Source organism: Flavonifractor sp. (genome assembly GCF_019422385.1).
Taxonomy (GTDB): Bacteria; Bacillota; Clostridia; order Oscillospirales; family Oscillospiraceae; genus Flavonifractor; species Flavonifractor avistercoris.
Genome location: NZ_JAHZDL010000001.1, coordinates 62,573 through 81,003 on the forward strand (window position 1 = coordinate 62,573; position 18,431 = coordinate 81,003).

Sequence of the window (18,431 nt, forward strand, 5' to 3'; positions counted from 1 at the left end):
GGAGCGCGGACAGCGCGTTCAAGACAGAGTAAGGAGCAAATTCCAATGCCAAGAAATCTGGATCTCCCCCTTATCGGTATGGTGGCCGCCGCTCTGGTGGTGGCTCTGGTGGTGGCTCTGGTGTCTACCCCAGTGGTGAAAAATCTGGCTATCAAGGTCAAGGCGGTGGACGTGCCCAAGGACGGCCGCCGCATGCACGACCACCCCATCCCCCGCATGGGCGGCCTGGCCATCTTCCTGGGCTTCCTGCTCAGTGTGCTGCTGTTTCTGGAGCTGAACCCCCAGATGCGGGGCATGCTGCTGGGGGCGGTCATCATCGTGGTGCTGGGCATCTTTGATGATATTTACTCTCTGCGGGCCATGTTCAAGTTTGTGGTACAGATCGTCGCCGCTCTGGTGGCGGTGCTCTCCGGTAATGTGATTGAGGCCGTCTCCAACCCCAATGTGTTTTCCGCCGATCTCTACTGGGAGCTGGGATGGCTGAAGATTCCCGTGACAATCATCTGGATTGTGGCCATCACCAACGCCGTCAATCTCATTGACGGCCTGGACGGTCTGGCCTGCGGCGTATCCACCATCAGCTCCATGACTCTGCTGGTCATCGCCCTGGTGGCCAGCGAGCCCAATGTGGCTATCCTCATGGCCGCCCTGGCCGGCGGCTGTCTGGGCTTTCTGCCCTACAACATGAACCCGGCCAAGATCTTCATGGGGGACACGGGTTCCACCTTTCTGGGGTACATCCTGGCGGTGGTGTCCATTCAGGGCCTGTTCAAGTTTTACACCATCATCTCCTTTGCAGTGCCCTTCCTCATGCTGGGCCTGCCCATCTTCGACACCTGCTTCGCCTTCATCCGCCGCATCGCCCACGGGCAGAGCCCCATGCATGCCGACCGCAGCCATGTGCACCACCGCCTCATCGACATGGGCTTCAACCAGAAGCAGGCGGTGGCGGTGCTCTATGTGGTCAGCGCCATCCTGGGCCTGTCCGCCGTGGTGCTCACCACCAGCGGGCCGGTGAAGGCCATGCTGCTGCTGCTGGCCCTGTGCTTTGCCGGGGCCATCTCTGCCCTGATTTTCATGGGAGGAAACGGAAGGGATAAAAAGAGCAGGCCGGAGGACGGCACGGAGAACGGAAAGAAGGAGGGGGAGGAGCCGTGAAGCCCATCCGTGTTATGACCATCTTCGGCACCCGGCCGGAGGCCATCAAAATGGCTCCCCTGGTGCTGGAGCTTCAGAGCCGTCAGGGCATCCAGCCCATCTGCTGTGTCACCGCCCAGCACCGGGAGATGCTGGACGCAGTGCTGGAGATTTTCCGCCTGAAGCCTGACTACGATCTCAACATTATGGAGCCCCGTCAGACCCTGTCCACCATCACCACCAAGTGCCTGCTGGGCATGGAGGGGACGCTGGAGGAGGCAAAGCCAGACCTGGTGCTGGTTCACGGGGACACCTCCACCACCTTTGCCGGGGCCCTGGCGGCCTTCTATCGCCAGATCCCGGTGGGCCATGTGGAGGCCGGACTGCGCACCTGGGACAAATACTCCCCCTTCCCGGAGGAGATGAACCGCAAGCTGGTGGGAGACATCGCCGATCTCCATTTCTGTCCCACCCCCGCCAACCGGGAGAACCTGGCCCGGGAGGGCATCACCGACGGGGTGTTCGTCACGGGCAACACCGTCATCGACGCCCTGAAAACCACGGTGCGGACGGACTATTCGTTTTCCACCCAGGCCCTCAACGGCCTGGACTACACGGGGAAACGGATTATCCTGGTGACCTGCCACCGGCGGGAAAACTACGGCCAGCCTATGGCCAACATCATGACCGCCCTGCGCCGAATTGCCGACGCCTTCCCCGACGTGGAGCTGGTCTACCCCGTCCACCTGTCCCCGGTGGTGCGGGAGGCGGCGGGGAAGTACCTGTCCGGCCACCCCCGCATCCACCTCATCGACCCCCTGTCCGCCGACGAGATGCACAACCTCATGGCCCGTGCCTATCTGGTGATGACCGACTCCGGCGGGCTTCAGGAGGAGGCCCCCGCCCTGGGGCGGCCGGTGCTTGTCCTCCGGCGGGAGACCGAGCGGCCCGAGGCTGTCAGGGCCGGTACGGTGCGCCTGGCGGGCACGGAGGAGGAGGAGATCTTCTCCCTGGCGTCGGAACTGTTGCACGATGAGAGGGCCTACCACGCCATGGCCCATGCGGTGAACCCCTACGGCGACGGCCAGGCCTGCCGCCGCATCGCCGACGCGATAGAGTGGAAGTTCGGCCTGCGGGCGGATAAGCCCGACGAGTTTCAGGCATAAACCGGCTCGATGGCGGAGGCGATCCAAGCGTTTTGCCGCAGGCAAAACCTTGATGCGCAGGCAATTCATTTGCCCGCGCAGATAAAATAAAATGGGGTTCCCACGGGATGGAAGTATCCCGTGGGGCGACGCGATAGAATGGAAGTTCGGCCTGCGGGCGGAGAAGCCCGATGAATTTCAGGCGTAGGGCGCGGCATCCCTGACGCGCCGTCCATGGATGCGGGAGGAGGTGTCCGTCCTTGGAGCGGAAAAAGCGCAATCTGATGGTGGTGCTCATTGCCGCGGTCATTGTGGTGGCCATACTGGCCAGCTTTGGCCTGCGTCTCTTTGTGCCGGACACGGCCAAGATTGTCCTGCCCACCCCGGCGGCTTCGGCCTCCCCGGGGCTTGAGCCTGGCACGGGCAGCGGCCTGGTGCGGGTGGATGTGACACCGGAGACGGTACAGACCGTGATCGGGCAGACCCTCACCCGGCCGGAGAGCTACTTCCGGGAGGTCACCATCGAGGACTTCTGGGGTGATGGGGAGCAGAGCAGCACCACCGCCCGGGTATGGGTGGACGGCGGCTGGACCATGACCGAGTCCGCCATGGCCGACGGTGCCATCCGCCACACCATTGTGGGGGAGGGGCAGTTCTGGCTCTGGTACGACGGCGACCGCACCCCGGTCACCGGCCCGGCGGATGAGCGCTCGGCGGATCTGGAGGGCCAGCGCATCCCCACCTATGAGGACGTTCTCTCCCTGGACACGGCGGACATCGCCGCCGCCGGCTATGAGGAGCGGGGGGGCCTGGCCTGTGTCTGGACGCAGACCGCGCCCGACGCGCTGGGCTATGTGGAGACATACTGGGTGGCGGTGGACAGCGGCCTGCTGGTGAGTGCCGAGACCACCCTGGACGGCACGCTGACCTACCGCATGACGGCCTACACCATGGAGCGGCCCGCCCCGGCGGGCACGGCCTTTGCGCTGCCCGACGGCACGGTGCTCCACACCGCGGGGGAGTGACTCACTCCAGGCCCAGCAGCAGGAGCAGCCCCAGGGTGATCACCAGCTCCATGTCGTCCCCCTCCAGAAAGAGGAACAGCAGAATCAGCAGCAGGAGCACGTCGCCGGTGTCCAGCCCCTCCAGTTTGAGCCTCTTGAGCAGCCCGGACAGGCCGCCGGCGGCTTTGTGCTCCGCGACCTTCTCCGCCTCGGCGGGGCGCTCCGGCTCCGGCGGCGTGCGGACGGGGGGCGCGTCCTCCTCCGGAATGCGGGTGTAGGAGGCCCCGTTGGGAATGTAGCGGTTATACATCGGCGTCCTCCTTTCCACTGTCCCGGAAGAGCCGGAAGGCCACCCGGATCACCCGGGCCAGCCTGGCGATCCGGACTGCCTGATCCAGCCTGGCGTACCGCTCCGGCTTGACGAAGGGCCTGAGGGCGGAGAGCAGGGCGGCCTTCCGGTCGTCGCCGGCGGAGTACTCGGCGTACAGCCGCAGCCCGGTCTGAAGCAGCTGGGGATCCAGCCCGGCCAGGGGGCTGTCCCCGCCGCTCAGGGCCCCCAGCAGGGTGGAGAGATCGGGGGCGGCATCCTCTCCGGAGGGGGGCGCCCCGCTCTCCGGCTGCTTCGCCGCCGCGCCGTCCGCCGGCGCGGCCTCCCCGCCCTGTCCTCCGGACAGGGCCTGGGCCAGGGAGGCGATCTGCCCCATGGCCTCGGGATCCCCGAGGATCGCCTGGAGTTTATCCTCAAATTCGGCCATGGCCTCCGCCCCCTCTCCCGAACGTTACTTCTTGCCGCCCGGCGGCACCGCCCGCCCCAGCTTTTCCACCAGGGCGGCCCCCTCCCGGGTGTCCATCACCTGGCGCACCATGCCGGCCAGGGTCTTGGTATCCCCCCTGGCGGCGGCGGTTTTCAGCTCCGCCCCGCCGTTCCGGCCCAGCAGCTCCATGAGCCGCCGGGTATCCGGGGAGGAGAGCAGGCTCTGGAGCAGCTCCCGGTTTTTCAGCAGGGCGGCCGCCTTGGGATCCCGCTTGAGTTCATCCAGATTGGACGGGATGTCTGTCATACCATCAGCTCCATCTCCATGATTGATAGAAGGGTTCGCTCCATTCTATGTGCGTTCCCGGGAAAGGTGATAGCGTGAAGCTGCTTCTTTTTTCCGACTCCCACGGCAACGTGGCAAACATGGCGGACGCGGTGCGCCTGGAGCGGCCCGACCGGGTGCTTCACATGGGGGATCTGGCCCGGGACGCGGAGGAGCTGGCCCGCCGGTTCCCCGACCTGCCCGTCACCTATGTGCCGGGCAACTGCGACGGCCGCCGGCCCGATCTGCCGGAGGAGCGGGTGTTCACCCTGGAGGGGGTCAAAATTTTCATGACCCACGGACACACCTACCATGTGAAATCCGGCATCTCCCTGGCTGTACGGGCAGCCCGGGAGGCGGGGGCCCGGCTGCTGTGCTTCGGCCACACCCATGAGGCCCTGTGCGAGTTTGAAAACGGGCTGTGGATCGTCAACCCCGGCGCCGCCGGGAGTATCGCCCGGCCCACCTACGCCGTGGCCGTCCTGGAGGGGGATGGGGCGGTGTGCTATCTGTCAAACATCTGAGAAAAGGGGAGAAACGCCGTGCTGTTAGTCATCGACGTGGGCAATACCAATATGGAGTTCGGACTCTACCGGGGGGCGGAGCTGATCGGCAGCTTCCGCCTCATGACCGACGCCAACCGCACCAGCGACGAGCTGGGCCTCTGGCTGTGCCAGTATTTCCAGCGCTTCGGGCTGGAGCTGGGGCAGGTGGAGGACGTGGTGATCGGCTCGGTGGCGCCCCAGGTGATGCACACCCTGAGCCGGGCCATCCGCACCTATGTGGGAAAGCGCCCCCTGGTGCTGGACGAGGATCTGGATCCCGGCCTGCCCTATGTGGAGTGTGACAGCGACGAGCGGCTGGGCCCCGACCGGGCGGCGGCGGACATCGCCGCCATCGCCAAGTACGGCGCCCCCGTCATCGTCCTGGACTTCGGCACCGCCACCACCCTGGACGCGGTGAGCCGGGAGGGGGTCTACCTGGGCGGCTGCATCACCGCCGGGGTGCGGGTGTCCATCGACGGCCTGTTCCAGAAGACCGCCCTGCTGCCCCGGGTGGAGCTGGTGAAGCCGGACACCGTCCTGGGCCTCACGGCCGTGGGACAGATCCAGGCCGGGGCGGTGCTGGGCTACATCGGCGCCATTGAGTACCTCATCCGAAAGGCCAGGGAGGAAATGGGGGATCCGGAGGTCAAGGTGGTGGCCACCGGCGGATTGTCCCGCATGGTGGCGGAGAACACCAACCTCATCGACGTGATCGACCCCCAGCTGGTGCTGGACGGCCTGCGCATCATCTACGAGCGGGCCCGGAGTACGGAAAACCGGTAAGGCGCGGCCCCTGTCCCGGACAGGGGGCCGGCATACTGAGACGGAAGGTTTGGAGGGTGTATGAGCGACATCGAAAGGCAGAGCCGCGGGGCCATGGACATGACCCACGGCTCCCCGACCCGGCGGATCCTGCTCTTTTCCCTGCCCCTGCTGGTGGGGAATATTTTTCAGCAGCTGTACAACATGGTGGACTCGGTGGTGGTGGGGCAGTTTGTGGGCTCCTCCGCCCTTACCGCGGTGAGCACCGGCTTCCCCATCATCTACCTGCTGTCCTCCCTGTTCATCGGCTTCTCCATGGGCGCCACCATCATGATCGCCCAGTACATCGGCGCCGGAGACCGGGAGACGGCGGGCCGCACGGTGGATACCATCTACAGCGCCCTGCTGGCGGTGATTGTGCCGCTGACGGTGCTGGGGGTGGTGGTCAGCGGCCCGCTGCTCACCCTGATCCGGGTGCCGGCGGAGGCCTATGACCAGGCCCGGATCTACTGCATGGTGGTGCTGGGCGGCATCATCGGCTCCCTGGGCTACAACCTGAACGCGGGCATCCTCCAGGGCCTGGGGGACAGCAAGACCCCCCTGATCTTCCTGGCGGTGGCCTGCGGCATCAACGTGGCGCTGGATCTCCTGTTCGTGCTGGCCTTCCACTGGGACGTGTTCGGCGTGGCCCTGGCCACCATCATCGCCCAGTTCAGCTCCTGGGTGTTCGGCATCTTCTTCATCAACCGGAAGTACCCCTTCATCCACATCCGGTTCTTCCAGATGAAGCTGGATCACCGGCTGCTGCGCCAGGTGGTGCGCCTGGGCATCCCCTCCGCCATCCAGGAGTGCCAGTTCTCCGTGGGCATCCTGATCATGCAGGCCCTGATCAACGGCTTCGGCAACTCCTTTGCCGCCGGCTTCGGGGCGGCCAACAAGATCGACACCTTTGCCTTCATGCCCATCCAGTCCTTCTCCACCGCCACCACCACCTATGTGGGGCAGAACATCGGCGCGGAGCGGCTGGATCGGGTGCAGAAGGGGGCCCGCCGGGCCCTGGCCCTGGGCACGCTGGTGTGCATCGCCATCACCGCGGTGGTGATCCCCCTGCGCCGGCCCCTGCTCATGCTCTTCAACACCGAGCCGGATGTGGTGGCCGCCGGAGAGGCCTATCTGCTCCGGGTGCTGACCATGATGTTCATCCTGGCCATGATGTTCATCTTCAACGCCGTCCTCCGGGGCGCCGGGGCCACCACGGTGCCCATGGTGTCCTCCATCCTCTCCCTGTGGGTGGTGCGGGTGCCGGCGGCCTATCTGCTGGCCCATTTCCTCGGCCCGGAGGAGCTGTACTGGGCCTATCCCATCGGCTGGGCCGTGGGTCTGGCTATCAGCGCCGCCGCATACCTGCGGGGCAGGTGGCGGGGCAAGGCCGTGGTGGGGCGGTAGCCCCTTGCCATATTCCGGAATTTAGGGTATACTACCTTCAACACGCCCCACCGACGCAAAGGAGAAGCAAAGCTATGGAACAAAAACCGACGAAACACGGAAAGGGCCCCAAGAGCCGGCTGGGCAAGATCCTGGTCAGCCTGCTCATCACCGCCGTGGTGGGCCTGGTCTATTTCTATGTGGCCCTGCCGCCCATCAACCTCCAGTCCAGTGACTTCTACACCTTCGTGGGTATCCTCTGCGTGGTGTATGTCCTGTGTGCCCTGGTCACCTCCGGCATGAACGTGGCCACCAGCGGCGGCGGGGTGAAGGACTACCTGCGCTTCATCAAGCAGCAGTGCCTCCCCGTGGGCATCCTGTTTCTGGCCCTGATCGCCGTGGCCCTGGTGGGCGCCATCCTGTCCGCCCCCATCTTCCGGGCGGCGGCCTACCGGGATCTCCTCACCGTGGAGAACGGGAAGTTCACCGAGGATATCAGCCAGATCTCCTTCGATGAGATCCCCACACTGGATCGCTCCTCCGCCGAGTACCTGGGCGACCGCCAGATGGGCACACTCAGCGACATGGTCAGCCAGTTTGAGTACTCCAACGACTCCACCCAGATCAACTACCAGGGCCGGCCCGTCCGGGTGGCACCCATCGCCTATGCCGATCTGATCAAGTGGTTCACCAACCGGGGCAGCGGCCTGCCCGCCTACGTGGTGGTGGACATGGTGACCCAGGAGGCCCAGGTGGTGCGCCTCAGTGAGGGCATGAAGTACTCCTTCTCCGAGCCCCTCAACCGCAACATCGTCCGCCATCTGCGCTTCCAGTACCCCACCTTTATGTTCGGCACCCCCCAGTTTGAGATCGACGAGGAGGGCCATCCCTACTGGATCGCCCCCCGGGTGGTCAAGACCATCGGTCTGTTCGGTGGCACCGACATCGCCGGCGCGGTGCTGTGCGACGCCATCACCGGTGAGAGCACCTATTGTGAGCTCTCCGAAATCCCCACCTGGGTGGACAACGTGTTCACCCCGGAGCTGATCATGCAGCAGTACGACTACCACGGCACCTATGTCAACGGCTTCATCAATTCCATCTTTGGCCAGCGGGACGTGACCGTCACCACCCAGGGGTACAACTACATTGCCCTCAACGACGACGTGTATGTGTACACCGGCGTCACCTCCGCCAACGCCGACCAGTCCAACCTGGGCTTCCTGCTGTCCAACCAGCGCACCAAGGAGACCAAGTTCTACGACGCCCCCGGCGCCACGGAGTACGCCGCCAAGGCCTCCGCCGAGGGCGAGGTGCAGGATTTGGGCTATGAGGGCACATTTCCCCTGCTGCTCAACATCGCCGGGGAGCCCACCTACTTCATCCCCCTGAAGGACAACACCAACCTGGTGAAGAGCTACGCCATGGTCAATGTGGCCCAGTACCAGATTGTGGCCACCGGCGGCACCGTCAGCCAGTGCGAGCAGGAGTATATCAAGCTCCTGTCTGAGAGCGGCGTCACCACCACCGAGGAGCTGCCCCAGACCGAGGCCAGCGGCGTGATCGCCGAGATCCGCTCCGCCGTGCTGGAGGGGAACACCTACTACTTCTTCCGACTGGAGGGGGAGGACGTGTTCTACTCCGTCTCCGCGGCGCAGAGCCCCGCGGCGGTGATCCTGGACGCGGGCGACTCCGTCACCATCGAGCATGACGTGCCCGACGAGGGGAGTAGCTCCGACATCCTGGGCGGCGGTGCGATCACCTCCTACCAGCGGGCGGAGGAGTCCGCCCCCACGGAGGTGGAGCCCGCGCCGCCGGTCACCGGCCAGGAGACCGAACCCGCAGACACCCAGACCGACACGGAGACCGTCCCGGAGGCGGCCGCATAGGGGAAACCCGCACAGGCGGACAGCGTCGCTGTCCGCCTGTTTTTCACCTGGGAGGGGAATTTGCCATGATTCTATCCGCATCCCGCCGCACGGATATCCCCCGCTGGTACGCCCCGTGGCTGATGAACCGCCTGCGGGCCGGGGAGGTGCTGGTGGGGGAGCCCTACCGCCCCCACCGGCTGCGCCGGTACGCCCTCACCCCGGAGGGGGTGGATGCCGTCGTGTTCTGGACCAAGGATCCCCGGCCCCTGCTGCCCCATCTGGACGAGATCGAGGCGATGGGCTACCGCAGCCTGTTCCAGTTCACCCTCACCCCCTACGGCGCCGACATCGAGCCCGGCCTGGAGGACAAGGGGGAGATTCTGGCGGCCTTTCAGGCCCTGGGCCGCCGCCTGGGCCGGGAGCGAGTGCTGTGGCGGTATGACCCGGTTCTGCTGACCGGCGCCATCAACATGGACTGGCACCGGGAACGGTTCCGCGCACTCTGTGAGCGGCTGTCGCCGTACACCGATCAGGTGACCCTCAGCTTTCTGGATTCCTACCCCGGCCGGCCCATGGACGGCCTGCGGGCCCCGGATCACCGGGAGGCGGCGGAGCTGGCGGCGTATTTCGGGGAGACGGCCGGGGCGTTCGGCCTCTCCGCCGTCATGTGCTGTGAGGCAGGGGACTATACCCGCTACGGTATCGGCCGGGCCGCCTGCATCGATCGGGCACGGCTGGAGCGGGTGTGCGGCTGTCCCCTGGAGCTGAAGCCGGACAAGGGCCAGCGGCCGGGCTGCGGCTGCTGCCAAAGCGTGGACATCGGCGCCTACGACACCTGCCCCACCGGCTGTCGCTACTGCTACGCCAACCGCTCCCCAGGCCGCACCGCCGCCGGTTGGGCCAGGCACGCCCCGGACAGCCCTCTGCTGGTGGGCCGTCCCGGCCCGGAGGACGAGATCATCGACGCTGATTGCGTCTCCGCCCGGGCCTCCCAGCTGCGCCTGTTTTAGCCTCCGTCCAGCTTTTCAGCAGGGACAAAGCCTCCGGCGACAGGGCCAGCAGGGCGCACAGGTTGGGCAGGGCCATCAGGCCGTTGAAGATGTCGGCCAGCTGCCACACCACCGCCACGTCCCCCACGCTGCCCATCACGATGGCGGCCAGGAAGGCCGCCCGGAAGGGGAGCTTCCAGCGGTCGGAGCCGGTGAGATACTGGAGCCCCCGCTCCCCGTAGTAGCTGGTGCCCAGCAGGGAGGTGAAGGCGAACAGCAGCAGGCACACCGACACAAAGGCCCCGCCAAAGGGGCCGTACACCGTGGAGAAGGCGGCGGCGGACAGGGGGGCCCCGGTCATGGCCCGGGTCACCGTGCCCGCCTGGATGGCGGCCAGGGCGGCCCCCTCCTGATAGACCCCGGAGGTGAGGATCACCAGGGCGGTGACGGAGCAGACGCAGATGGTGGCGATGAACACCTCGAAAATGCCCCACATCCCCTGCTCGGCGGGGTCTCTAGTGTTGGAGGCGGCGTGGGCGATGGCGGAGGTGCCCATGCCCGCCTCGTTGGTGAACACACCCCGGGCCACGCCGTAGCGCATGGCCGCCGCCATGCCGTAGCCCATGCCGCCCCCCAGGGCGGCTTTGGGGGTGAGGGCGGCGGTGAAGATCCGCTCCAGGGCGGCGGGCAGGGCAGAGCGGTGGGCGATGAGCACCACAATGCCGCCCCCCAGGAACAGCAGGGCCATGCAGGGCACCAGCTTCTCGCTGACCTTCCCGATGCGGCCGATGCCCCCCAGAATTACAATCCCGGTGACCGCCGCCGTCACGATACCCACCGCCAGCCGGTTCCAGCCGAAGGAGGCCTCCAGGGCGGCGGCGATGGAGTTGGCCTGCACCACGTTGCCGCCCCCCAGGTTGGCGCACACGCAGCACAGGGCGAACAGGCAGGCCAGACCCCGGCTGCCCAGCCCCTTCTCCATGTAGCACATGGGCCCGCCCCGCCAGCCCCCGGCGGGGTCTTTTTCCCGGTAGCGCACCGTCAGGGTTTTCTCCAGGCAGCCGGTCATCATGCCCAAAAAGGCGGACACCCACATCCAGAACACCGCCCCCGGCCCGCCGTAGAAGATGGCGGTGGCTACCCCGGCGATGGAGCCGGTGCCGATGGTGGCGGCCAGGGCGGTGGACAGGGCCTGGAGCCGGGTGAGGCCCTCCCCCTCCCGCCGCTTCTCCCGCCGGAGCAGGGAGCCCAGGGTGGTTTTCAGCCACAGGGGAGCCCGGAAAACCTGGAAGAAGCCGGTGCGCACCGAGAAGTACAGCCCGCACAGCAGAAAGAGCCCCAGCAGCCAGGGGTTCCAGATGAAGTTGCCCAGCCGTTCCGCCCACGCCATGCCCCCACCTCCTGTCCTATTGTCTATGCCGGCGGGGTGCGGAACATGCCTGCCGCAGGATGGCATGCAAAACCCCCGGAGTCCGTCGGACTCCGGGGGTTCGCTCAGGAGGGAGCAGATTACTTGTTCAGGCTGAGGATCTGGCGGGCCTCGTCGGGGGTGGCGACCTGCTTGCCGTACTCCTCGATGACGCGGCGGGCGCGCTCCACGAACTGGACGTTGCTCTCGGCCAGCACGCCCTTGGAGTACATGACGTTGTCCTCCATGCCCACGCGGATGTGGCCGCCCAGGGCCACGGCGCCGTACAGCATCTCCATGGCGGAGTGGCCCACGCCGAAGCAGCTCCAGGTGGAGCCGGGGCACAGGGACTCCATGGTCTCCTTCATGAAAATCAGGTTCTTCATGGAGCCGGGGATGCCGTTGGCGCAGCCCATGCAGAACTGGAAGTGCAGGGGGGCCTTCAGCACGCCCTTCTTCAGGTAGTAGGCGGCGTTGGCAATCATGCCGGGGTCAAAGGCCTCGATCTCCGGCTTGACGCCCCACTCCTGCATGTTCTTGCCCAGCTCCTCCAGGAAGGAGGGGGGATTGAGGAACAGGGAGGTGTGCAGCCAGTTCATGGAGCCGCAGTCGTAGGAGCCCATCTCGGGGCGCAGCTCCTTCAGGTGGATCTGGCGGGTCTCCTCGGTGGCGTTGAGATCGCCGGAGGTGGTCATGTTCAGGATGATGTCGCAGTCGGGGTGGTTGGCGCGGAGCAGCTCCACAGTCTTGCGGAACTTCTCCTTGTCCATGGTGCCCTTGCCCTCGTCGTCCCGCATGTGCAGGTGGGCCACGGCGGCGCCGGCCTTCCAGCAGGCGTACACGTCCTCGGCGATCTCCTCGGGAGTCATGGGCACGTTGGGGTTGTTGGCCTTGGTGGGCCAGGCGCCGGTGGTGGCCACGGTGATGATGGTCTTATTCTTCAAATCGCTCATGGAATTCAGATCCTTTCCGATGATGTAACGCCACGCAGAGCGGCGAGCATGGCGCCCGCCGCTCTGCGCGGTATAGAAGGTGCGGATTACTTCTTGTTGCGGTTGAACAGCTTGCGCATGTACTCCAGGCCGCTGTCGCCGTGGCCGGACTCGTCGGCGTAGCCGGTGCCGCCGTACTTGTAGGTGCGGTCGGGCACGCTCTTGTCGATCTCGTCCTCGTCGATCAGGGCCACGCAGCGGGACATGGCGCCGTCGCCCATGTACCAGCGCAGGGGGAAGCAGAAGAAGTTGAAGACCTTGCCCGGCTTGATCTTGTCCAGATCGCCGCCCAGGTTCTCAACGCCCACGATGCCGTGGCCCAGCATCTCCTTGTGGCAGGGCTCCCAGGTGCCCCAGACGCCCAGATCCTCCAGCTCGCCGAACTTTTCGTCATAGGCGGCCTGGCCGTGGATGCGGATGTACTCGAACTTGTCGAACTCGGCATAGGCCTCCTCGCCGAAGAGCTCCTTGTACTCCTCGGTGATGGGCTTGCCGGTGGCGCCCAGCAGGTTCATGCGGGTCATGCCGTTGTTGCCCATGGCGGTGTGCAGGGGGTGATCCAGGGCCTGGGAGTCCATGGCCACGCACTTGACGCCGTGCTTGACGAACCACTTGCCGGCGTCGATGCCGGTGCCGATGGAGTAGTGGTAGTAGGCCTTGGAGTCATCGAACAGGCGGTGCATGCCGGTGTTCAGGCACAGCACCTTGCCCTTCAGATCGTCGGGGTTGACGCCGCACTTCTTGCAGGCCTCGTCCAGGTGCTTGTCGGTGATCAGAGTCCAGGGCTCCACGTCCAGCTTCAGCACCACGGCCTCGCCGGTGTAGGCGTCGATGGGCATCTCGTGGGTGTAGCGGGCGCGGCGGCCGTCGAACTCATACTCCATCACGTGACGGGGGGCGTCGCAGTGGGTGCCGGTGTGCATGGTGCAGGTGATCTTGGAGGTCAGCACGCCGCCCTTGGCCATGGTGTGGGCGTTGGTGATCTCGGGCTTGTCAAAGTAGGGCCAGCGGGGAATCTCCGCGCTGAAGGGGTGGGTCAGGTCGACATAAACTTTCTTGCCCATAATCGTCAGTTCCTCCTTTAGAACGTATCAGATGAATGGATTACTTGCCGTAGAGCATGCGGATGAGGTACTCGTTGAGCTCGGCGTTGGACTGGGCCACCTGGTCGGGGGTCCACTTCTGGAAGCCCTCGCCGGTCTTGAAGCCGATCTTGCCCTCGTCCCGCAGCTGCCTGAGCAGGGGGGAGGGCTCGTGGGAGTCCTCCAGATCCTTCAGGATGTAATCGTGGATGTTGTAGGTCAGGTCGGTGCCCACCATGTCGGCGTTCTCCATGGGGCCCAGCTGGGGCAGCCGCAGGCCGAAGGAGTAGCGTACCGCCTCGTCCACGGTGGCGGCGTCGGCGATGCCGTGCTCCACGATGGAGATGGCCTCCCGCCACAGGGCGTGCTGCATGCGGTTGGCGATGAAGCCGGGCACGTCCTTCCTGCACAGCACGGGCTTCTTGCCCACGGAGCGGAGCACCTCCATGACGGCCTGGGCCGTCTCATCGGAGGAGGCGTCGGACTTGACCACCTCCACCAGGGGGATCAGGTGGCCGGGGTTCCAGAAGTGGGTGCCTACGAACCGCTCCCGATGCTTGAGCTCGGCGGAGATCTCGCTGGGGCTCATGACCGAGGAGTTGGTGCAGAAGATGGTGTCGGGGCGGCAGCGGGCCTCCAGCTTGGCGAAGGTCTCCCGCTTGATCTTCATGTCCTCGAACACGGCCTCGATCACCAGATCGGCGTTCTTGACGAGATCGCTGTCGATGTCGGTGGTGAAGGAGATGCGGGACAGGCGGTCGCTGAGCTCTTCCTCGGTGATGACGCCCTTGTCCAGCAGCTGCTTGGTGTTGGTGCGGATGCCGGCCTCCACATCGGTGGGGTACAGGTCGTACATGCCCACCCGGAAGTCGGGGTTGGACGCGAACACGTAGCCGATGTTCTTGCCCATCATGCCCGCGCCGCAGATGAGGATGTTTTTGATGTTCTTCATGCTGTTCGACTTCCTTCCCGAATCAGCAGGTCAGGTAGCCGCCGGAGCAGTCGCAGTTGGCGCCGGTGATGAAGTTGGAGGCGTCAGAGGACAGGAACAGGGTGTAGCCCACGAAGTCGTCGGGCTCGGCCAGGCGGCCGATGGGCTCGCGCTTCAGGAAGTTCTGGTACACGGCGGACTCGGGGTCGAACATCCACTCGGTGAGATCGCTGCGGAACACGGTGGGGCAGATGGAGTTGACGTTGATGCCGTACTTGGCGGTCAGGTCGCAGGCCATGGAGGACACCATCAGATCGGCGCCGCCCTTGGAGGTGCAGTAGCCGGTGTAGCCAGCCATGCCGCGCTTGGAGCGCTGGGAGGTGCACACCACGATCTTGCCGCCCTTGCCCTGATCCACCATCTGCTGGGCCACGTACTTGCACACCACATAGACGCTCTTGCAGTCGGCGTCCATGATGTACTGCCAGTCGGCCACGGACTGCTCCAGGATGTTCTGGGGCTTGTTGTAGCCGTGGGTGACGGCCAGGATGTTGACCTCGCCGTACTGGGCGACGCAGGCCTTCACCATCTTGTCCACCTGCTCCTCGTCGGCGGGGTCGGCCACGGCGTAGGCGCAGTCAATGCCCTCGGCCTTGAACTCCTCCTCCAGGGCCTGGAGCTTCTTCTCGTTGCGGCCGGTCATGAAGACCTTGGCGCCGGCGTAGCCGTAAGCCTTGGACAGCACGGAGCCCAGCGCGCCGGTAGCGCCGGTGACCAGGGCCACCTTGCCCTTGACGGAGAACATATTCTCCACAAAATCCTTTTTCACAGGAACCATGACGATTCTTCCTCCTTACATGATGTGGCCCGTCGGGCTCAGGCCTCGGGGTAGTTGATGATGACCAGCATGCGGGCGGGCAGGTTGCTCTCGTTCATCAGGCCGCGGCCCTCGTTGGGGGGGAAGGAGATGGACTCGTCCTTGTGGATGACATACTTCTTGCCGTCCTTGTCGGTGACGGTCATCTCGCCCTCCAGCACGTAGTAGACCTTCTCAAGCGGGTTGTCCTCGTAGGCCCACTCGGCGCCGCCGCCGGGCAGGAAGGTGGAAACGCCGATCCAGAACTTCTGGGCGCCGGTCTCCTCCTTGCCGTGAATCCGCATGGCCACCATCTTGAAGTGGCCGGCCGCATCATAGGGCTTCAGATCTGCAACAGTACGCTTGACCATTTGTAATCCGCTCCTTCTTACATTTACATTCACATCGGGGGCTCCCAGTCCCCGTTTCCAATGCGTAGTGTAACGAAAAAGGGAAATTTGTGCAATACATACAATTCAGTAAGTAGATAACCAAATAGTTTGCACATACCAAACGGTAACTCTGCGGAAAATTGTGTACTTCCGATAAACCGGCACGGCCGGAATTGTGCAAACTATTTGGTGTAAGACACTTTGGGAGAGTGAACTGTACCTTCTGCCTAAAATAAGCAAAAAAAGATTGTGGAATTCTGTACATACTAAGAGGTTATTACTTGTGGGACAGTGGAAAGTATGATAAAATTATCACAATCCGATCCCTATTAAATAGCAGTAAGCGAGGCGAGTGTTTTGCGAACGGAGAGCTTTGACACCCCCATGAACCCCTATCACTACGTGCTGCACTGCATTGGCGGGAAGTGGAAGATGACCATTCTCCACGAGATTTATGTCTCCGGGAGTATCCGCTTCAATCAGACCCTCAAGCTCCTGCCCATCTCGGAGAAGGTCTTCAGCCAGCAGCTGCGGGAGCTGGTGGAGGCAGGGCTGATCCGCCGCATCTCCTATGACACCGTTCCCCCCAAGGTGGAGTATGTGCTCACCCCCAGCGGGGAGAAGCTCATTCCCGCCCTGGACATTCTCTATATCTGGAGCGTACGCCGGATGGACGAGCTGGACATTCCCATCGATGCCGATGCCTTTGTGGTTCACAAGTCGGAGAAGTATGTGGATGCCCTGAAGGACATCATGGACGCCAACCACTTCTGGCCGGGGCTGGAGCGTCAGCGCGGCGGCCGGACAGAGCGGGAGGAGCAGAGCTGATACAGGACAGACGAGCGGGCCGCCGGAGGGGCGGCCCGCTCGTTTTGTGCAAAAAAATGCCGGAGATCTTCCCGGTACTGCTTGACGGGGGATTTTCCATCTGTTATGATAATATGTTGGAAAAAAACCTTATGCATATAGAGCTCAGGGCCCGGTTCCAGGCCCTGTTAGAAGGAGAATGACATATGTACTGCACCCGTAAGCTGACCGAGCAGGTGACCTGGGTGGGCGGCAGCGACCGCCGGCTGGCCCTGTTCGAGAATCTATTCCCCGTACCCCACGGCGTATCCTACAACTCCTATGTGATTATGGATGAAAAGACCGCCGTGCTGGACACGGCGGACGCCGCCATCTCCCGCCAGTTTCTGGAGAACGTGCTCCACACCCTGGACGGCCGCCCGCTGGACTACCTGGTGGTCAACCACATGGAGCCCGACCACTGCGCCAACATCGAGGCGCTGGCCCTCCGCTTCCCCGGGATGAAGATCGTAGGCAATGCCAAGACCTTCACCTTTATGAAGCAGTTCTACGACCTGCCCCTGGAGGAGCGGATGATCACCGTCAAGGAGGGGGATACCCTCTCTCTGGGCAGCCACACCCTCCACTTCTACATGGCCCCCATGGTGCACTGGCCCGAGGTGATGGTCACCTACGAGTCCAGCGAGAAGCTCCTCTTCTCCGCCGACGCCTTCGGCACCTTCGGCGCCGTCAACGGCAGCCTGTTCAGCGACGAGGTGAACTTCGACCGGGACTGGCTGGACGACGCCCGCCGCTACTACGGCAACATCGTGGGCAAGTACGGCCTCCAGGTGCAGGCCGCCCTCAAGAAGCTCTCCGCCCTGGACATCGCCATGATCTGCCCCCTCCACGGCCCCGTGTGGCGGGAGAACCTGGACTACCTGCTGGGCAAGTACGACAAGTGGAGCCGGTATGAGCCGGAGGAGAAGGCCGTGGCCATCTTCTACGCCTCCATGTACGGCGACACGGAGAACGCGGCCGACATCCTGGCCGCCGGCCTGGCCGAGGGCGGCGTGAGGAACATCGCCATGTACGACGTGTCCTCCACCCACATCTCCTATCTCATCTCCGAGGTGTTCCGGTGCAGCCACCTGGTGCTGGCGGCCCCCACCTACAACAACGGCATCTATCCCGCCATGGCCAACCTGCTCCACGACATGAAGGCCCTGATGCTCCAGAACCGCACCGTGGGCCTGGTGGAGAACGGCTCCTGGGCGCCGGTCAGCGGCAAGCTGATCCGGGCCGAGCTGGAGGGCCTGAAGGGCTTCCAGGTGCTGGAGCCCGTGGCCTCCCTGAAGTCCACCCTCAAGGGGGACTCCCTGGAGCAGCTGGGCCGGCTGAAGGACAGCATCCTGGCCTCCCTCAACGGCTGATCGGGCGGATAAAACGCGAGACTGCCGATAAGCGCAGCCTGTCGAAGAAGTCTTTTCAACAACCTGACGCGGCCCATCGGTCAAAGACCGATGGGCCGCGCTCTGTTTTTTCCCGTATATTCTCCGCTTCCATCCGTTCAGTCCAGCAGCTCCGCGGCCGGGGTCCAGTCCTCCCGGGAGAGAAGCCGGCTCTCCACCAGTTCCTCGAACCGGGTCTCAAAGGTGTCCTGATCCACCTCCTCATTGTCCACCAGATAGGTGAGCGTCTCGGCGCCGCCGTCCGACGTGTCCTCGTGGATCGTCAGGCTGGCGGTCTCCTCGGTCTCTCCGCCGGACAGATAGCGGAATACCGTGTAGAGGTGGGAATACCGGTTGGGCCCGGTGCCCGTGTCATACTGCCGCACCATAGCGCCGTCCCGCAGGGGGTAGTCCCGGCAGCTTGTCTCCATGATATCATACTGCCAGCAGGACAATTCCTCGTCCCCATAGTGGAACACGGCGTTGAACAGGCCGGGCTGTGCCGCCATCTGCACCACCAACTCCGCCCCGCCGTCCCCGTCCAGATCCAGCAGCACATACTCCAGCTCCTCCGCC

20 protein-coding genes are annotated in these 18,431 nt (G+C 64.5%); 10 read left to right on the top strand and 10 right to left on the bottom strand.

Annotated features, from left to right (window positions below; all coding sequences use genetic code 11):
* Nucleotides 1-45 precede the first annotated feature (45 nt).
* From QZ378_RS00295 to QZ378_RS00305, 3 genes are all read left to right on the top strand, one after another.
* A complete protein-coding gene (locus tag QZ378_RS00295; protein ID WP_291256920.1) occupies nucleotides 46-1,158 on the top strand; it encodes an MraY family glycosyltransferase in 1,113 nt (370 codons plus the stop codon).
* Nucleotides 1,155-2,303: a non-hydrolyzing UDP-N-acetylglucosamine 2-epimerase gene (wecB, locus tag QZ378_RS00300; protein ID WP_291256921.1), complete on the top strand. Its 1,149-nt coding sequence runs from the start codon at nucleotides 1,155-1,157 to the stop codon at nucleotides 2,301-2,303. The genes QZ378_RS00295 and wecB overlap by 4 nt, the downstream gene beginning before the upstream one ends.
* A gap of 239 nt (nucleotides 2,304-2,542) precedes the next feature.
* On the top strand, nucleotides 2,543-3,307 hold the full coding sequence (locus tag QZ378_RS00305; RefSeq protein ID WP_291256922.1) for a hypothetical protein: 765 nt from the start codon (nucleotides 2,543-2,545) through the stop codon (nucleotides 3,305-3,307).
* A gap of 1 nt (nucleotide 3,308) precedes the next feature.
* On the opposite strand, the gene QZ378_RS00310 is transcribed toward QZ378_RS00305, so the two are convergent.
* From QZ378_RS00310 to QZ378_RS00320, 3 genes are read right to left on the bottom strand one after another with little or no spacing between them, the layout of a single operon-like run.
* Complete coding sequence (locus QZ378_RS00310; protein ID WP_291256923.1) at nucleotides 3,309-3,596, bottom strand: hypothetical protein; 288 nt, start codon at nucleotides 3,594-3,596, stop codon at nucleotides 3,309-3,311.
* Nucleotides 3,589-4,041 carry a hypothetical protein gene (locus QZ378_RS00315; protein ID WP_291256924.1) on the bottom strand — a complete coding sequence of 151 codons (453 nt, stop codon included), beginning with the start codon at nucleotides 4,039-4,041 and terminating at the stop codon, nucleotides 3,589-3,591. The genes QZ378_RS00310 and QZ378_RS00315 overlap by 8 nt, the downstream gene beginning before the upstream one ends.
* A gap of 24 nt (nucleotides 4,042-4,065) precedes the next feature.
* Nucleotides 4,066-4,347, bottom strand: coding sequence for a hypothetical protein (locus tag QZ378_RS00320; protein WP_191379108.1), 282 nt, complete (start codon nucleotides 4,345-4,347; stop codon nucleotides 4,066-4,068).
* Nucleotides 4,348-4,421: 74 nt separating this feature from the next.
* Between QZ378_RS00320 and QZ378_RS00325 the strand changes: the two genes are divergently transcribed.
* From QZ378_RS00325 to QZ378_RS00345, 5 genes are all read left to right on the top strand, one after another.
* Nucleotides 4,422-4,889, top strand: coding sequence for a metallophosphoesterase (locus QZ378_RS00325; protein ID WP_191528213.1), 468 nt, complete (start codon nucleotides 4,422-4,424; stop codon nucleotides 4,887-4,889).
* Nucleotides 4,890-4,907: 18 nt separating this feature from the next.
* The gene (locus tag QZ378_RS00330; RefSeq protein ID WP_191528214.1) at nucleotides 4,908-5,693 is read left to right on the top strand and encodes a type III pantothenate kinase; all 786 of its coding nucleotides are present in this window, start codon (nucleotides 4,908-4,910) and stop codon (nucleotides 5,691-5,693) included.
* Between the two features lie 60 nt (nucleotides 5,694-5,753).
* The gene (locus QZ378_RS00335) at nucleotides 5,754-7,118 is read left to right on the top strand and encodes an MATE family efflux transporter (protein ID WP_291256925.1); all 1,365 of its coding nucleotides are present in this window, start codon (nucleotides 5,754-5,756) and stop codon (nucleotides 7,116-7,118) included.
* A 74-nt stretch (nucleotides 7,119-7,192) separates the two neighbouring features.
* Complete coding sequence (locus tag QZ378_RS00340; protein WP_291256926.1) at nucleotides 7,193-8,986, top strand: CvpA family protein; 1,794 nt, start codon at nucleotides 7,193-7,195, stop codon at nucleotides 8,984-8,986.
* A 65-nt stretch (nucleotides 8,987-9,051) separates the two neighbouring features.
* A complete protein-coding gene (locus tag QZ378_RS00345) occupies nucleotides 9,052-9,978 on the top strand; it encodes a DUF1848 domain-containing protein (protein WP_291256927.1) in 927 nt (308 codons plus the stop codon).
* On the opposite strand, the gene QZ378_RS00350 is transcribed toward QZ378_RS00345, so the two are convergent.
* From QZ378_RS00350 to QZ378_RS00375, 6 genes are all read right to left on the bottom strand, one after another.
* Nucleotides 9,926-11,347: a sodium:alanine symporter family protein gene (locus tag QZ378_RS00350; protein WP_291256928.1), complete on the bottom strand. Its 1,422-nt coding sequence runs from the start codon at nucleotides 11,345-11,347 to the stop codon at nucleotides 9,926-9,928. The genes QZ378_RS00345 and QZ378_RS00350 overlap by 53 nt on opposite strands.
* Before the next feature lie 119 nt (nucleotides 11,348-11,466).
* The gene (locus tag QZ378_RS00355; protein ID WP_366935105.1) at nucleotides 11,467-12,318 is read right to left on the bottom strand and encodes a 3-keto-5-aminohexanoate cleavage protein; all 852 of its coding nucleotides are present in this window, start codon (nucleotides 12,316-12,318) and stop codon (nucleotides 11,467-11,469) included.
* 86 nt (nucleotides 12,319-12,404) lie between these two features.
* Nucleotides 12,405-13,421 carry a cyclase family protein gene (locus QZ378_RS00360; protein ID WP_291256929.1) on the bottom strand — a complete coding sequence of 339 codons (1,017 nt, stop codon included), beginning with the start codon at nucleotides 13,419-13,421 and terminating at the stop codon, nucleotides 12,405-12,407.
* 40 nt (nucleotides 13,422-13,461) lie between these two features.
* Nucleotides 13,462-14,391, bottom strand: a complete 930-nt coding sequence (locus QZ378_RS00365; RefSeq protein ID WP_291256930.1) for a 3-hydroxyacyl-CoA dehydrogenase NAD-binding domain-containing protein — start codon at nucleotides 14,389-14,391, stop codon at nucleotides 13,462-13,464.
* A 22-nt stretch (nucleotides 14,392-14,413) separates the two neighbouring features.
* The gene (locus QZ378_RS00370; protein WP_087239227.1) at nucleotides 14,414-15,208 is read right to left on the bottom strand and encodes an SDR family oxidoreductase; all 795 of its coding nucleotides are present in this window, start codon (nucleotides 15,206-15,208) and stop codon (nucleotides 14,414-14,416) included.
* Nucleotides 15,209-15,246: 38 nt separating this feature from the next.
* The gene (locus QZ378_RS00375) at nucleotides 15,247-15,597 is read right to left on the bottom strand and encodes a cupin domain-containing protein (RefSeq protein WP_291256931.1); all 351 of its coding nucleotides are present in this window, start codon (nucleotides 15,595-15,597) and stop codon (nucleotides 15,247-15,249) included.
* 378 nt (nucleotides 15,598-15,975) lie between these two features.
* Here QZ378_RS00375 and QZ378_RS00380 point away from each other — a divergent pair, with 378 nt between their 5' ends.
* Both QZ378_RS00380 and QZ378_RS00385 read left to right on the top strand, forming a co-directional pair.
* Nucleotides 15,976-16,446, top strand: coding sequence for a helix-turn-helix domain-containing protein (locus tag QZ378_RS00380; RefSeq protein WP_291256932.1), 471 nt, complete (start codon nucleotides 15,976-15,978; stop codon nucleotides 16,444-16,446).
* Between the two features lie 185 nt (nucleotides 16,447-16,631).
* On the top strand, nucleotides 16,632-17,837 hold the full coding sequence (locus QZ378_RS00385) for an FprA family A-type flavoprotein (protein WP_291256933.1): 1,206 nt from the start codon (nucleotides 16,632-16,634) through the stop codon (nucleotides 17,835-17,837).
* A gap of 137 nt (nucleotides 17,838-17,974) precedes the next feature.
* Here QZ378_RS00385 and QZ378_RS00390 read toward each other — a convergent pair.
* Nucleotides 17,975-18,431: hypothetical protein (locus QZ378_RS00390; RefSeq protein WP_291256934.1), on the bottom strand; the 457-nt coding region annotated here is incomplete at its 5' end.

Excerpts from the sequence above, each read along its gene's own strand:
- QZ378_RS00295 (WP_291256920.1), top strand. The coding sequence starts at position 46 with ATGCCAAGAAATCTGGATCTCCCCCTTATCGGTATGGTGGCCGCCGCT.
- QZ378_RS00310 (WP_291256923.1), bottom strand. The coding sequence starts at position 3,596 with ATGTATAACCGCTACATTCCCAACGGGGCCTCCTACACCCGCATTCCG.
- QZ378_RS00315 (WP_291256924.1), bottom strand. The coding sequence starts at position 4,041 with ATGGCCGAATTTGAGGATAAACTCCAGGCGATCCTCGGGGATCCCGAG.
- QZ378_RS00320 (WP_191379108.1), bottom strand. The coding sequence starts at position 4,347 with ATGACAGACATCCCGTCCAATCTGGATGAACTCAAGCGGGATCCCAAG.
- QZ378_RS00335 (WP_291256925.1), top strand. The coding sequence starts at position 5,754 with ATGAGCGACATCGAAAGGCAGAGCCGCGGGGCCATGGACATGACCCAC.
- QZ378_RS00340 (WP_291256926.1), top strand. The coding sequence starts at position 7,193 with ATGGAACAAAAACCGACGAAACACGGAAAGGGCCCCAAGAGCCGGCTG.
- QZ378_RS00345 (WP_291256927.1), top strand. The coding sequence starts at position 9,052 with ATGATTCTATCCGCATCCCGCCGCACGGATATCCCCCGCTGGTACGCC.
- QZ378_RS00350 (WP_291256928.1), bottom strand. The coding sequence starts at position 11,347 with ATGGCGTGGGCGGAACGGCTGGGCAACTTCATCTGGAACCCCTGGCTG.
- QZ378_RS00355 (WP_366935105.1), bottom strand. The coding sequence starts at position 12,318 with ATGAGCGATTTGAAGAATAAGACCATCATCACCGTGGCCACCACCGGC.
- QZ378_RS00360 (WP_291256929.1), bottom strand. The coding sequence starts at position 13,421 with ATGGGCAAGAAAGTTTATGTCGACCTGACCCACCCCTTCAGCGCGGAG.
- QZ378_RS00365 (WP_291256930.1), bottom strand. The coding sequence starts at position 14,391 with ATGAAGAACATCAAAAACATCCTCATCTGCGGCGCGGGCATGATGGGC.
- QZ378_RS00370 (WP_087239227.1), bottom strand. The coding sequence starts at position 15,208 with ATGGTTCCTGTGAAAAAGGATTTTGTGGAGAATATGTTCTCCGTCAAG.
- QZ378_RS00375 (WP_291256931.1), bottom strand. The coding sequence starts at position 15,597 with ATGGTCAAGCGTACTGTTGCAGATCTGAAGCCCTATGATGCGGCCGGC.
- QZ378_RS00385 (WP_291256933.1), top strand. The coding sequence starts at position 16,632 with ATGTACTGCACCCGTAAGCTGACCGAGCAGGTGACCTGGGTGGGCGGC.